The sequence below is a fragment of the Pedobacter caeni genome (assembly GCF_900129215.1).
Taxonomy (GTDB): Bacteria; Bacteroidota; Bacteroidia; order Sphingobacteriales; family Sphingobacteriaceae; genus Pedobacter; species Pedobacter caeni.
In genome coordinates, this window is the sequence record NZ_FQUQ01000004.1 from 54,764 (window position 1) to 68,288 (window position 13,525).

Genomic DNA, 13,525 nt, shown 5'->3' on the forward strand with positions numbered 1-13,525 from the left:
TTTATGATCATCTGATACTTTGACGAACTTTATGGAGCTATAATTGCCTTACAATCAAGAACAATTAAGCCTCGTACATACCACAAATCAACGAAATATATATTACTTATGCAAGAAATTCTATCAAAGAAGGATATTGGGGAAAGGATAAAGGATTTAAGACTAAAGAATGGCCTTTCCCAGTCATTTATAGCGGAAATACTGAATTTATCCAGAAGCAATTACTCCCAAATAGAACTTGGAAATCAATATCCTTCTTTTCATACTTTACATAGTATTGCCAGATATTATAGCAAGAGTTATGAATGGCTTTTACATGGTCCTGAGGGGACGCAAACAGAGGAACCCACCAGAAGAGTTGACCTGTTAATTAAAGACCTGGAAGTCACCTTAAAAGGCTTTAGCAGCTCACTGGCTAAACTGGAGCAGGAACTGATACAGATTAAAAATAAAAGAACAGAACACAGCACATAAGTTCAAAAAAAAGGCCACAACGTGATGTTGTGGCCTTTTTTATATTGTAATATTTGACTATTCTGCCGGAGCTGCTTCTTCAGTAGCTTCAGATTTAGTTTCTTCTGCTTTAACTGCTTTCTTAGCTGGTGCTTTTTTAGCCGGTGCTTCTTCTTTAGCTGGAGCAGCAGCCTTTGCAGCTTTCGCTACTGGTGCTTTTTTCTCTGCTACTTCTTCAGTAACTACCGGTAAAGGCAAGATAGAAACGTATGATTTGTTATCTTGTTTCTTTTTGAAGATTACGGTACCATCAACCAAAGCGAATAAAGTATGGTCTTTACCAATACCTACTCCTTTATCAGGATGATGTTTAGTACCACGCTGACGTACCAGAATGTTTCCAGCGATAGCTACCTGACCACCAAAAATTTTAATACCTAAGCGTTTACTATGCGATTCACGTCCGTTTCTCGAACTACCGGCTCCTTTTTTGTGTGCCATCTTGTTTTATATTTTACAAATCACCTGATATTCCGGTAATTTTTTTGTTTAACAACTAATTATAAACTGATACCAGAGATCTGGATTTTAGTGAAGTACTGGCGGTGACCATTTTTCTTTTTGTAACCTTTTCTACGTTTCTTTTTGAAAACGATTACTTTATCACCTTTTAAATGAGACACGATCTTAGCTGAAACAGAAGCACCTTTCAAAGTAGGAGCTCCTACTGTGATTTTACCACCATCTTCAACCAACAATACATTGTCAAATTCAATACTAGCGCCTTCATCTCCTTGCAAACGGTGTACAAAAAGGTGCTGGTCTTTTGCAACTTTGAATTGCTGTCCTGCTATATTTACTATTGCGTACATTGTTAAATAATTATTATTTTAAACTGTTTATTTTTTTTATCGAGGTGCAAATATAGAATTAATTATTCTAAATCCATAACAGATTTATTTTTTCTTTCCATACCTTTCTTCTGCGTCGTTGATACTCTGTGACACAAGGGTTTTCATTTGTTCTGCAAGGCCCTTCAATTTAGGGATTTCTGCGTAATCAGTCAGATAGACCACCTTTTTAGATTTCTTCTTATAATTGAACTGGATCACATAACGCAGTACTTTTGACGAATCCAGGTTCGTTCCCTGGTTTGCAATGACCTCAGGAAAATTCCAGAAGCCAATTTCTGCAGCTTTGCTGTGTAAGTACAGCATGTCATTCGGACGCAGCTTTACATTTGTTTTGATCACCGAGTCTTTCCCATCCACATACTGATAATCCCCTGTTTTAGAATTATAAGTGTTCTCCAGATTATTTCCTAAACCCCAGCTGAAATCAATAGATTCGAATTCTGTTGACTTAAACGGCGCATTACGAAACATTGGCGTATAATAAATGACACAATAGGCCAGGAAAGGGACGACAATGGTTAATAATAAGAAGATTTTCTTCGCTTTGCTACTCATGTTGTTTTATTGTTGTTAGTATATTTTGTTTTAAAGGCTAATCAAGGGGCTCTGACAGCTCTCCCTCCCACTTACTGACCACTGCGGTAGCGATACTGTTTCCGATCACGTTGGTTGCTGATCTTCCCATATCCAATAGTGGATCTATACCGATCAGCAAAGCCAGGCCTGCTTCCGGAATATTGAAAGAAGCGATCGTTCCTGCGATCACCACCAGGGATGCTCTTGGCACACCTGCAATTCCTTTACTTGTTAGCATCAGGATCAGCAACATCGAAATCTGTTGCTCAAAAGACAAATGAATGCCATAAGACTGTGCAATAAATAAGGAAGCAAAGGTCATATATAACATAGAACCATCCAGGTTAAAAGAATAGCCCAGGGGCAATACAAAACTTACAATTTTCTCTTTACAACCGAAACGTTCCAGCTGAAGCATCGTTTTCGGATAAGCAGCTTCGCTACTTGCTGTACTGAAAGCAACCAATACCGGTTCTTTCATCCTGTTCATCAGGTTAAACACCCTCTTTTTGAGAATGGCAAAACCGATAAAAATCAGCAGGATCCAGAGCAGTAACATACTGGAATAAAACTCCCCGATAAACAGTGCATAGGTAGAGAGGACACTCAGTCCCTGTTTGGCTACAATGGCAGCCATCGCCCCAAACACGGCAAATGGTGCAAAATTCATCACATATCCCGTTACTTTTAAGATCACATGTGCTACCGCATCAAAGAATTTAATGATCAGTTGCCCTTTTTCCCCTATTGCGGCTGTTGCAACCCCAAAGAATAAAGAGAATACTACGATTTGCAGAATCTCGTTGGTGGCCATCGCCTCCGTCATACTTTTAGGAACAATATGGGAGATGAAATCTTTAAGGGATACGGCTACTTTATGGATTCCTGTATCTGCATTGCTCGGAGGCAAAGGCAGGTTCATCGCTTCACCCGGTTTAAAGATATTGACCATGATCATACCCAGTACCAGTGACAACAGGGAGGCACTCATGAACCATAACATGGTTTTTCCGCCAATCCTTCCCACCGCTTTGATGTCGCCCACTTTCGCTACACCAACGACCAGGGTAGAAAATACAAGGGGTGCAACAATCATTTTAATCAACCGCAGAAAGATGTCACTTAATAAGGTAAGCGGTTCTAATTTCTTCTCTCTCACTTTTTCTGCCTCTGCACGCGCTTTCTGAGCAGCAACTTTCTGAATGTTTAACTCCGCATACTGAACAACAGTGGTGTCTTTCAGATTGAGTAATTTGACTTCTATGCCTTTTACCCTGGCCTCTGCTTTGGTGATCTCGCCATTGTAATCTTTAAATGAGTTTACGTTTAAATAATACCCGAGAGCGACTCCCAATATTAAGGCAAGAAAGATGAAGAATGTTAACCTGTTGTTCTTTGACATTGTAAGCTTTTAAAGTAATTGTACAGCCTGTAAAACTACAACAATTAAATTATTCTCTAAATATTATTGAGAAAGCAACTAACTTTATACATTGCATTTTGTAACAAACAGCCCTTACCTATATCTAAACCAATAATAAAAAGACGCATATTGAAAGAGAAAGACCTGTTATTTAAACAAATCTTTGATACTAACTCCAAGAAAATATTCCACTTATGCTACGGTTATACGGGAGATGAAGACGCTGCGAATGACTTGCTTCAGGAAACCTTTTTAAAGGTTTGGCAAAACCTGGACAAGTTCAGGAACAAGTCTTTGATTTCTACCTGGATTTACCGTATAGCTGTAAACACCTGTCTGACTTACTTAAGATCAGAGAAGAGACAGGCTAAGGACGAACTGACCGACAACATTATAGAGACCCGACCTGAAGAGTTTTCAGAAAAGAACGAACAGGTGGCCCTATTATATAAGTCGATCTCTCAATTGGAAGAAAACGACCGTTTGATCATCACCATGGTTCTGGACGAACTCCCCTACCATGAGATCGCGGAAATATCAGGGATAAGCGAAGGAAACCTAAGGGTAAAAATCCACCGCATTAAATTAAAACTTACAGAATTATACAATCAGCATGCAAGAATTTGATCATATACAATCGCTTTGGCAATCACATTCTGTGGAGGTAAAGATCTCTTCGGATGAAATGTTGGCACAGGCAAAAAAAGAAGTAAATTCCATCAGGAACAGATCGATACTTAATATTGCGGGTATGGCGGTCTCCTTTCTTGCCGTTGGTAGCCTCTGGTTTTTCATTGACTTCCATTCCTGGACTACTTATGCCGGAATTCTGATTGTTCTGCTGGCTATTGCCGCACTAACCATCATCTTAATTCATGGACACCGGTTGATCTCGAAAAATGATTTCACTACCCATCCCAACGAATTTCTGGTGAGGCTGAAACAATACCAGCTGGCCAGGTTTAGCCTTTACAATAAGATGTACTGGATCTATGCCATTACCCTGACACTGGGCGCCGGGCTATACCTGATAGAAGTGGTTACCTATATGGCCTTATGGGCGCAGGTCCTCATGGTAGCTTTTACCTTATTATGGATGATCTTTTGCTCTACCCTTGTCCGCAAAGCGGTCATCAAGAAAGACAGGGAAAGGATCGCTTTGCTCATCGAAAAGTTCGAAAGACTTGGCAGTCAGTTCAAAACACAATCTTAACCCCCAAAATATCAGGCCATAAAAAAAGTCATCTTCCCTAAAGGAGATGACTTTTTACTATTAACTAACCCAAATTATAATTCATCCGAACTTATATGTGGATCATCCTGCTACAAATATACCTTCAAAAAGGGGGCTGCAATAGGCGAAAATCACCAATTACAGGTTTTCATTAAACTTATTTACTTTTGTGACTTCCCAAATTCCCTGCTCATTCTTTTCGATCGTCAGGAAATTACGTTGTAAAAAAGTAGGAAATTTAAAATCAACACGAACCATCACCACATTGCCGCTGGATGACAATATTTCGTAGTCCGATTCGCAGTTAAGGTCCGTTTCGCCCTGCTGTTTATAAAAGCTCAATAAGGCAGATTTGGTTTGTTTCTCTACTTTTCTTCCATTACAAAAACTAACAACTGCATCCTCACTCATCACCTGATCAAACAGTTTTACATCAGTATGTACATAGGAATCAATAAAAGCAGAAACAACATCCTTTGGTTTACTATTTACCGTCTTCTTTGGAGAGCGGTCGTCGGGAGATTTACCGAAGGAAAAAGTGCAGCCGATACATAGTATCGTCAGGCACATTATCAGCTTTTTTTTCATGGTATTTTTTTTATTAAAATTCGGTTAAACAACTGAATATCAATATGCTAAAACCACTTTTAAGCCATGACTAATGTAAAGAAAAGGCTACCTGTACCGACCCGGGGTAACCTGAAAAGAATTCCTGAACAAGCGGATAAATGAACTTGGACATTCGAAGCCCACGATGTCTACGATTTCGTTGATCGGGTAATCGGTATTGCGCAGGAAATATTTTGCCTGCTGCAACCTGATGCTCGTTAGAAACTGATGTGGTGATTGCTGATAAGCCTGTTTAAAGGTACGAAGGAAATGATTGACCGACAGACATGCAATCCTGGCGATATCGTCCAGACAGATGTTCTTATTGTAATTGCTGATGATGTAATCTCTGGCAATGGACAATCTCCTCAGGATTTCTGATTTGGTGGTATGACTAAGAAACTTCAGGGAAGCTTCTCTGCTGGTGACTTCTGAATGGTAAATCTCATAATAATTGATCAGACAATGCTCCAGGTAACTGCTCAGCATCAGGGAGTCAGTATTGCCATGATCAATATGTTTTTTAAGGTGTAACAGGTTAAACTTTAAGTTTCCCTGAAGTGGGTAAATCGCCTCTACAAATACCGGGGCTTCTTTTTTATGGTTTTCCGGATCGTCCAGCAGCAGGCTGTCTTTCGCTCTTCTTGAATAGTCAAAATCGCTGACAAATTCAGGATCGAACAAGATAGACATAGAGCGGACTTTTACCGGAGAATTGATCCTTTTGGTATAAGTGGTCTGCTGATTAAAGAAAATGAAATTCTCAGAGAATAAGGTCAGGTCCCGGTTGGCAGCAGTGTAATCTGCAGATCCGCTAAAGATCATATCAATGGCGTATCTACCGGAAATTTCCGGATGAAAAGAATCATAGGCAGATTCAATTATGACTTCATTTTTATTGACCGGTGTTCTCTGATAATTCATCTCTCGTTAACTAGGTATCGGTATAATCTCTTTTTTCCAATAATATAAATTTATTGCCGCAGGGATCGGGAAAGGCAATTGTCACCCCCTCCGGGCTATACATAGGCGCTGTTAAACCCATTACGTTTTCTACACTTAAACGATGATGGTCCCTTAGGCAATCGTCAGTATACAAAAGCACAGGTACCTTTTCCAGCTCTTCGTTTTGCAGCAACATCAAAAAATCACCATCAAACATTTGCAATACTGCAGCACGGTCTCTCCCAGGAATATCCAGATGCTCATGTAACTTCAAACCCAGCTTAGTCAGGAAGAAATCCAGCGACTCCTGCAGGTCAGTTACATAGACTACTTTATATTTTTGTTCCAGATCCATGATAAAAAAGGAGTTCTTTTGTAAATTATTAAACAAATTTACCACTGCTTAATCACTGTCTGTTCCCCCCTCAGGGGGTATATTTCGAATTTGACAAAAGATCACCCCTAAAGGGGTATTTTTTAATTGTCGTGGTATAAATATATTTACATGGTTTAACCCCAGAACTCCCACCAAATTGCATTACAAAAAGGTTATTTTCATTGGATTGTCCCTGCTGTTTCACAGTTTGTACAGTTTTTCGCAGCGCTATAACTTCCGTCAGTATGACATTGAAGATGGCCTCACACAATCACAGGTTACCGGGATTACCCAGGATAGCAAGCGCAGGTTATGGGTCACGACGCTTGGTGGACTGAGCTGTTTTAATGGTAAGCAGTTTTGCAGCTATACCAAGACCAATGGTTTAAACAACAATTACACCCTAGCACTCAGTCTGAATAAAAACGATGAAATATGGGTAGGAACCGCCTGGGGGATTTCCAAATTCAACGGAAAAAAGTTCAACAACTATAAAAAAACCAAAGAATGGGTTGGGAAATTAGTGACCGGCCACGATGGAACAGTATACGGACTTTCGGCTACTAAACTTTTCAAGACCAGTGAAAAAGGAACTACTTTTCTAAAAATCACTGATGATGAAAACGAGCATGTCACTGCACTGAAAGTCGATGAAGCCGGAATAGTCTCTGCCGCAATACTTAAAAAGGGGGTATTTTACCTCGAAAATGAAAAATGGAGGCCACATCCCCTCAATGAGCAGTTAAAGAACTTTTTCATCACTGATTTTTTCAATGACCGCTTCCATCAGAACAAGTTATGGTTTTTAAGCCCGGACGGTCTTTTTGCTGCGAAAAACAGCAAGATAGATCAATATATTTCCGGAATGTTCAAAGTAATAGAACAAGATGCAAAGAGCAACATCTGGATCGGTTCTGCAAACGGAGCTTACTACCTGACCGATAATGCACTAATTCATTTTGACGGGAAAAATGGTTTTACCAATAATATGGTAAGTGCGATTTTCAGGGATGCAGAAAACAACATCTGGCTGGCTACCGATGGAACGGGATTGTTCAGGTTTATTGACCGCAGCTATGTGATATTTGATGAGTCGCAGGGGCTGAGGAGCAAAATTGTGATGAGCCTGGCAAAAGGCCCGGCACCGGAAGAAATCTGGATGGGCACTTATGGTGGCCTTTTTCAGTATAAGGACAACAAGATCAAAGAGATCAGTATTGCATCGGATGTAGAAGGCAGCAGGAACATTAACTTTCTGTACAATGACAAGGAGCAGAACATCTGGATAGGAACGGTATATGGCGGCCTCTGGCGATACAACGGCAAACGCATGGAGCAAATGGTCAAAGATCAGCATGCGATCGCTTACAACACCATGCTTGAAGACAAACTTGGCCGGATCTGGCTGTCTACCAATGCGGGTTGTTTTCAACTGGATAAAAAGAACCGCCAATTGAAATGGATCGGCAAACAATTTGGCAGTACCCTGTTAGAAACGGATCAGGGAGAAATCCTGGTCGGCACACAGGATGGCGCTTATGTGATCAGTTCTTCTGAAGAAATCACTCAGCTGAAACTACCCCAGCTTGCAGGTTCCAGCATTCTTTGTATGTCTAAATCAGCAGGCTCCATACTTTTCGGAACCTCGGATAACGGCATTCTGGTCTGGAACAAAAAGAAAGGGATCACCAGGACCATCAGTACCCGGGACGGCCTCGCTTCAGATCACATCTACAGCATGCTGACAGACGATCAGGGCATCATTTGGGTGGGTACAGGGAAAGGAGTCAATAAAATCAATACCAGCAATTTTAATGTCATCAAAAACAGCAATGAACAAGCCTTGCTGGTAGAGTGTAACCAAAATGCCATTCTTCAGGACAAAAACAAAGTATGGATCGGAACCACCAAAGGGGCCGTGGTTTACAACAGTGCGTCCTACATCCCCAAGTCCGGCAAACCTTATATCTATATTAACGCTGTGACTGCCTTTGCACAAAACAAAGGGCGTCAGCAAAAACAACAAACGACCTTTACAGCGAACGACCTGGGCAGCGTCGCCACCCTTCCTTATCAGCAAAACAACATTAACATCAATTTTACCGGTATTTTTCTCACCAATCCCGATGCCTTACTCTATCAATACCGTTTAATTGGCCTGGACACAAAGTTCAGTGAGACCATCAGCAATACTTCGATGAACTTCAGTTCTGTACCCCCGGGCAGGTATACCTTTCAGGTAAAGGCAATTACAAAGAATGGGACTTCCTCAGTAAATACCGCATCTTTTACTTTTGAAATTACTCCCCCCTATTATCAGACTGGTTTATTCAGATTGCTTATCTTTGTGCTCATTGTCCTGCTCATTCTTTTGGCGGTTTATATCATCATTAACCTGAAAGAACGCAAGAGAAAACTCAGGTTAAAGATCAAGCTGGAAGAGCAATTTAAGGTTAGAAAACAGACCGCTGAAGATTTTCATGACGATCTTGGTAACAAACTGACCCGGATCTCCGTCTTATCAGAAGTATTGAGCAGTATGATTGATGAGAAAGATACCGAAAAGAGAGGTATCATCTCAAAAATCAATGACAATGTAAATGAATTATATAGGGGTACAAAGGATATATTATGGTCGTTAAATCCTAAAAACGACAAGTTAAGTGAATTGCTGGAGCATATCCGGGAATTTGGGAAGGAGATGTTTAACAGCACTCCTGTGCGGTTTGAAGACCGTATTCATCTGAACCACTATGACGGGAAGCTATCTTTAGACATGAGCAGAAACCTGCTGATGGTCTTTAAGGAAGCAATCCACAACGCGCTGAAACATTCCAAAGCAGGAGTGGTTATTTTTTCAGCAACAGTAAAGGATGGGGTACTCGAAATCGCTGTAAAAGACGATGGACAAGGACTTGATGCCACAACATCCATGGATGGGCATGGAATAAACAATATGAACGTGAGAGCACAAAGAATCAACGCAAAATTAAATATCACTTCGGATCATTCCGGAACGGAGATCATGTTAAGGGTTCATCTTTCCATGCTAATGCGCGCTAAAAATGTATAATCAACCGGAACCAAGGATTGTGATTATTGAAGACGACCAGACCATCCGGGAGGGTTATGCTTATTTAATCAACCATACCTCTCCTTATACGGTAGTGGCAACTTATCCTTCCTTTGATGCGGCAAGGAATAAGATTGCCAGGGATAACCCGGATGTGATTATACTGGACATCCAGCTTCCGGGGACCAATGGGATTGATGCTTTACCCATATTGAAGAAGCTACTTCCTGAGGTTTACATCATTATGCTGACGGTTTACGAAACAGAAAAGACCATTCTGGATGCCCTGGCAAATGGGGCCTCCGGTTATTTCACAAAGAACACCCCTACTGCCAAGCTCATTGAAGCCATCAGGGATGTGGTTCATGGTGGTGGCCCGATGAGTCCTGATGTAGCAAAGACGGTGATTCTCTCTCTACAACGGAATCCGGATTCCCCTCTTACCAGAAGGGAAACACAAATTCTGGAGCTGATGACCACAGGTAAAGACCGCGGACAGATTGCAAAAGAGTTGTTTATCGAAGTAGAAACGGTAAGGACACATACTAAAAATATCTATAGCAAGCTGAACGTAAACTCCAAGGCGGAAGCCATACAGGTTGCAAAAAACAAAAGGCTGGTATAATACCAGCCTTTTGTTTTTTTACAGGAAATTTCTGTTATTCTTTGATCTCATTTGTAGAGAAGCTATTTCCGTTTAAGCGGTATTGCAGCATTTTTACTGCTCCGGCTTTAATGGTCGTATCCTTAGGATTGACCGCAGGAAAAGAGCGGAACAAATCCCCGTTCTTAATGATGAATTTATCTCCTCCCTGATACGCCTTTTTCATCGTGCTGCTTAAAGGAGGAAAACTGATCTTTCTGAACTCTCCGCCTGCATACTCATATACATTCAGGTCAAGCACGTTTTTCTTGCTCAGCAGTTCAATGTAAAGCTCCGGATTACCATCATTATCGAGGTCCATATTCCAGGCATCAGTAATGATCCCTTTGCGTTCATTAGAAAAGGATTTATAGTTATTCCTCAGCGTATCTGATAAGAGAATCAGGTATCCGCCTACACTGTCAACCCCTTTTCCCCAGCTCACTACTTCAAAGTTAATTCCCGGCCGGATGGCAATGTCTTTATAAAAAGGAAACTGCCCGGCAGGCTTTTTAGTTTCAGGTTGGGCAGATTTGCCTGCAGCCATTTTTTCGGCTGCATTGTCTCCGCAGGAAGCCAGTAAAAGCAGCCCTGCAAATAACAGGGGCAGCTTCATGAAATATTTACCTAGGTTCATCATTTGTCTTTTTTAGCGAACAATTATTTAGCTTTTACATCAACAGCAGCACCATTGTTTAAAATGGTCTCTGTAACTACACTTTGTTTACCAGATGGCGTAATTACCACTGTTTTCAACGTACGTTTTTCTCCCTTAGGAACGATTACTTTTACTCCGTTAGTATACAGGTTGCCATTAATCGAAGGACGGGTAAGATCTAAGGTATAATAAATTTTAGATCCTGCTACCGGGGCTTTCAGTTCCAGGTTAAAGCTTTCCCCGTTTAATACTTTCTCATTTAAGCCAAGTGGTGTAGGTACCCAATAATTAGTCTCTGTTTTATCCAGTCTTGCCAAATGAAGTGGAAGACGGTCTTCAGAGAAATTTTTAAGGTCTTTACGTGCTGGCTGGCTCCATGCGATTTCCGCTAAAGAGAAAACCCTTGGGATGATCATGTATTCTACTTTTGTGGGCGTCTGAATGTATTCTGTCCACAGGTTTGCCTGAACACCAATTACATATTTCTGCTGATCAGCATTCAGCTCTTTAGGCATCGGATCATAAGCATATGAGCTGGTATATGGCGCAAAACCACCAATGTTTGTAGGCTCATCAGGAGAATTGCTTTGCTTATGGTCAAAATATAAACCACCACCATTAGGGGTCATGATCACATCATGGCTTTGTTTAGCTGCAGCAATACCACCTTCAGTACCTCTCCAGGACATTACAGTAGCATTAGGTGCAAGCCCACCTTCCAGAATTTCATCCCATCCGATTACCGAACGCCCTCTTTTGTTGACATGTTTTTCTATTCTCTGGATGAAATAGCTCTGCAAACCATGCTCGTCTTTAAGGTTTAATTTTTTGATCAGCTTCTGACAGAATTCACTTTGTTTCCAATATTCTTTAGGACACTCATCACCACCAATGTGGATGTATTTGGAAGGGAATAAAGCAATCACCTCATCCAATACATTTTCAAGGAATTTGAAGGTATTGTCGTTAGGTACAAATACATCATCAAATACGCCGAATTGTTGTTGCACCTGTTTGCCTTTTCTGCTTCCTGACCATGGTGTTTTCGCATCTACGAAAGTATCTCTTTCCGGAAAGCAGCTCAATTCAGGATAAGCGGCAATTGCAGCTGAAGCATGTCCGGGAAGTTCAATTTCAGGAACCACATTGATGAACCTTGCTGCTGCATAAGCCAGGACCTCTTTTACCTCATTCTGGGTATAAAAACCTTTATACTCTTTATTGTCAGTACCAACACCAGGATGGTGTCCGATAATGGTTCCGTTTCTGCTGCCCCCTACCGAGGTAAGCTTCGGGTATTTTTTAATTTCTATTCTCCAGCCCTGATCGTCTGTTAAGTGCCAGTGGAAGTTGTTCAGTTTATACTGAGACATCACATCGATGTATTTTTTAACCAAAGCTACCGGAAAGAAATGACGGGATACATCCAGGTGCATTCCTCTGTATTTGAAACGTGGATAGTCATTGATTTCAGCCGCAGGAATCTGGATCTCATTGTCTTGTTTTTCCGGCATCAGCTGCATCATAGATTGTACCGCGTAAAACAACCCTGCTTCCTTACCTATGATGGTGATCTTTTTGTCTGTAATGTTGATTTTGTATCCTTCGGCAGGTAATTGATCTGCACCTTCTGAGCTCAGGATGATCGCTTTTTCATTTGCAGTTTCCGCTTTTACTTCTCTCAGGGCAAAACCGCCTTTAGTAGTGACAAAAGCATTTAGCAAATCTGCCATCCTTGAATTTTTAGGATCATTAGAGATTAAAACCACCGTTTTATCCAGTTTGAAGGTTCCGCTGTTCTTCTTAACGGATACCGGTGCAGGAATGATCCCCATATTCGGATCATTTTGTGCAGAAGCTTCTACTGCAAGAAATGCCAGCAGAACAATTGTAAATAGTTTTCTCATTTGTGTATTTTGTGTTTAATTCTTCTTTTATCACCCGGAATTTCATCAGCCTGCTGAACAGTTGATATTTCCCGGATTCAGGTTAAATAATCTGGTTTGAATTAATGCACAAGATAAAAAAAATCCTTTAAAATAACGGGTTAAAAGCCGTTATAACTTAAAACCTATTGGCTTCCTTGGTTCATCCTCCTTTTCCATAAACTGACTCAGGTAACCAAACAAAAGTTCTATTTTTTTATCTTGTTTGCCCATTCGCTTCTCGACCTGCTCCACGAGAAGGGCAACATCTTTATGCAGCAATAAGGTCTCTCTTAATTTTACAAAGATTTCTATGATACGGATACTCATCTGGATCGCCCGGTCGCTCTTCAGTACATTGGACAGCATCAATACCCCATGTTCCGTAAACACATATGGAAATGTGCCTCCAAGGGCTTGTTTCGAAGGTATCGCAAATTGCGATACCATGTCATCAGCTTCCTCCTCTGTCAGCTGAAACATGAAATTTTCGGGAAAACGCGCTTTGTTACGTTTAACCTGCTCACGCAGACGTGTAGGTTTAATCTCATACAATTCTGCCAGATCCCTATCCAGCATCACCTTCTGATTTCTGATCAGGTAGATCTTACTCAGTAATACTTCATCTGCTATTGCAACATTCTTTGATGAACTCATGTATCAAATATATCCGGATATTGCTACCGCTGGTTATTT

Annotated in this window: 15 protein-coding genes; 5 read left to right on the forward strand and 10 right to left on the reverse strand. The window is 40.9% G+C overall.

Going from position 1 to position 13,525, the window contains the following annotated elements; translation table 11 throughout:
• The first annotated feature begins 108 nt into the window (after positions 1–108).
• Entirely contained in the window at positions 109–474 is a 366-nt protein-coding gene (locus BUC20_RS19595; RefSeq protein WP_073232795.1) for a helix-turn-helix domain-containing protein, read from the forward strand.
• A gap of 57 nt (positions 475–531) precedes the next feature.
• Here the strand turns inward: BUC20_RS19595 and rpmA are convergent, their stop codons facing one another.
• The 4 genes from rpmA to BUC20_RS19615 all read right to left on the reverse strand — a co-directional run bounded on the left by rpmA (position 532) and on the right by BUC20_RS19615 (position 3,345).
• Positions 532–954, reverse strand: a complete 423-nt coding sequence (gene rpmA, locus BUC20_RS19600; protein ID WP_073232796.1) for a 50S ribosomal protein L27 — start codon at positions 952–954, stop codon at positions 532–534.
• Between the two features lie 59 nt (positions 955–1,013).
• Positions 1,014–1,325: a 50S ribosomal protein L21 gene (rplU, locus tag BUC20_RS19605; RefSeq protein WP_069377509.1), complete on the reverse strand. Its 312-nt coding sequence runs from the start codon at positions 1,323–1,325 to the stop codon at positions 1,014–1,016.
• A gap of 84 nt (positions 1,326–1,409) precedes the next feature.
• Positions 1,410–1,922: a hypothetical protein gene (locus tag BUC20_RS19610; protein WP_084529089.1), complete on the reverse strand. Its 513-nt coding sequence runs from the start codon at positions 1,920–1,922 to the stop codon at positions 1,410–1,412.
• Between the two features lie 37 nt (positions 1,923–1,959).
• A complete protein-coding gene (locus BUC20_RS19615) occupies positions 1,960–3,345 on the reverse strand; it encodes a dicarboxylate/amino acid:cation symporter (RefSeq protein WP_073232797.1) in 1,386 nt (461 codons plus the stop codon).
• Positions 3,346–3,495: 150 nt separating this feature from the next.
• Here BUC20_RS19615 and BUC20_RS19620 point away from each other — a divergent pair, with 150 nt between their 5' ends.
• Together BUC20_RS19620 and BUC20_RS19625 are read left to right on the forward strand one after the other, a co-directional pair.
• On the forward strand, positions 3,496–3,993 hold the full coding sequence (locus tag BUC20_RS19620; RefSeq protein ID WP_073232798.1) for an RNA polymerase sigma factor: 498 nt from the start codon (positions 3,496–3,498) through the stop codon (positions 3,991–3,993).
• Complete coding sequence (locus BUC20_RS19625) at positions 3,980–4,579, forward strand: hypothetical protein (RefSeq protein WP_073232799.1); 600 nt, start codon at positions 3,980–3,982, stop codon at positions 4,577–4,579. Before BUC20_RS19620 ends, BUC20_RS19625 begins: the two co-directional genes overlap by 14 nt.
• Positions 4,580–4,738: 159 nt before the next feature.
• On the opposite strand, the gene BUC20_RS19630 is transcribed toward BUC20_RS19625, so the two are convergent.
• The 3 genes from BUC20_RS19630 to BUC20_RS19640 form a co-directional block, all read right to left on the reverse strand.
• Positions 4,739–5,188, reverse strand: a complete 450-nt coding sequence (locus BUC20_RS19630) for a nuclear transport factor 2 family protein (protein ID WP_073232800.1) — start codon at positions 5,186–5,188, stop codon at positions 4,739–4,741.
• 87 nt (positions 5,189–5,275) lie between these two features.
• The gene (locus BUC20_RS19635; protein WP_073232801.1) at positions 5,276–6,133 is read right to left on the reverse strand and encodes a helix-turn-helix domain-containing protein; all 858 of its coding nucleotides are present in this window, start codon (positions 6,131–6,133) and stop codon (positions 5,276–5,278) included.
• Positions 6,134–6,143: 10 nt separating this feature from the next.
• The gene (locus tag BUC20_RS19640) at positions 6,144–6,509 is read right to left on the reverse strand and encodes a VOC family protein (protein WP_073232802.1); all 366 of its coding nucleotides are present in this window, start codon (positions 6,507–6,509) and stop codon (positions 6,144–6,146) included.
• Positions 6,510–6,687: 178 nt separating this feature from the next.
• On the opposite strand from BUC20_RS19640, the gene BUC20_RS19645 reads away from it, so the two are divergent.
• Together BUC20_RS19645 and BUC20_RS19650 are read left to right on the forward strand one after the other, a co-directional pair.
• Positions 6,688–9,603 (forward strand): sensor histidine kinase, encoded by a 2,916-nt coding sequence (locus BUC20_RS19645; protein ID WP_234994560.1) that lies wholly within the window; start codon positions 6,688–6,690, stop codon positions 9,601–9,603.
• A complete protein-coding gene (locus tag BUC20_RS19650; protein ID WP_073232804.1) occupies positions 9,596–10,228 on the forward strand; it encodes a response regulator in 633 nt (210 codons plus the stop codon). Before BUC20_RS19645 ends, BUC20_RS19650 begins: the two co-directional genes overlap by 8 nt.
• A gap of 34 nt (positions 10,229–10,262) precedes the next feature.
• On the opposite strand, the gene BUC20_RS19655 is transcribed toward BUC20_RS19650, so the two are convergent.
• The 3 genes from BUC20_RS19655 to BUC20_RS19665 form a co-directional block, all read right to left on the reverse strand.
• Positions 10,263–10,886 (reverse strand): hypothetical protein, encoded by a 624-nt coding sequence (locus BUC20_RS19655; RefSeq protein ID WP_234994561.1) that lies wholly within the window; start codon positions 10,884–10,886, stop codon positions 10,263–10,265.
• A 20-nt stretch (positions 10,887–10,906) separates the two neighbouring features.
• Positions 10,907–12,811: a beta-N-acetylhexosaminidase gene (locus BUC20_RS19660; RefSeq protein ID WP_073232805.1), complete on the reverse strand. Its 1,905-nt coding sequence runs from the start codon at positions 12,809–12,811 to the stop codon at positions 10,907–10,909.
• A 150-nt stretch (positions 12,812–12,961) separates the two neighbouring features.
• Positions 12,962–13,486 carry an ORF6N domain-containing protein gene (locus BUC20_RS19665; protein WP_073232806.1) on the reverse strand — a complete coding sequence of 175 codons (525 nt, stop codon included), beginning with the start codon at positions 13,484–13,486 and terminating at the stop codon, positions 12,962–12,964.
• Positions 13,487–13,525 lie beyond the last annotated feature (39 nt).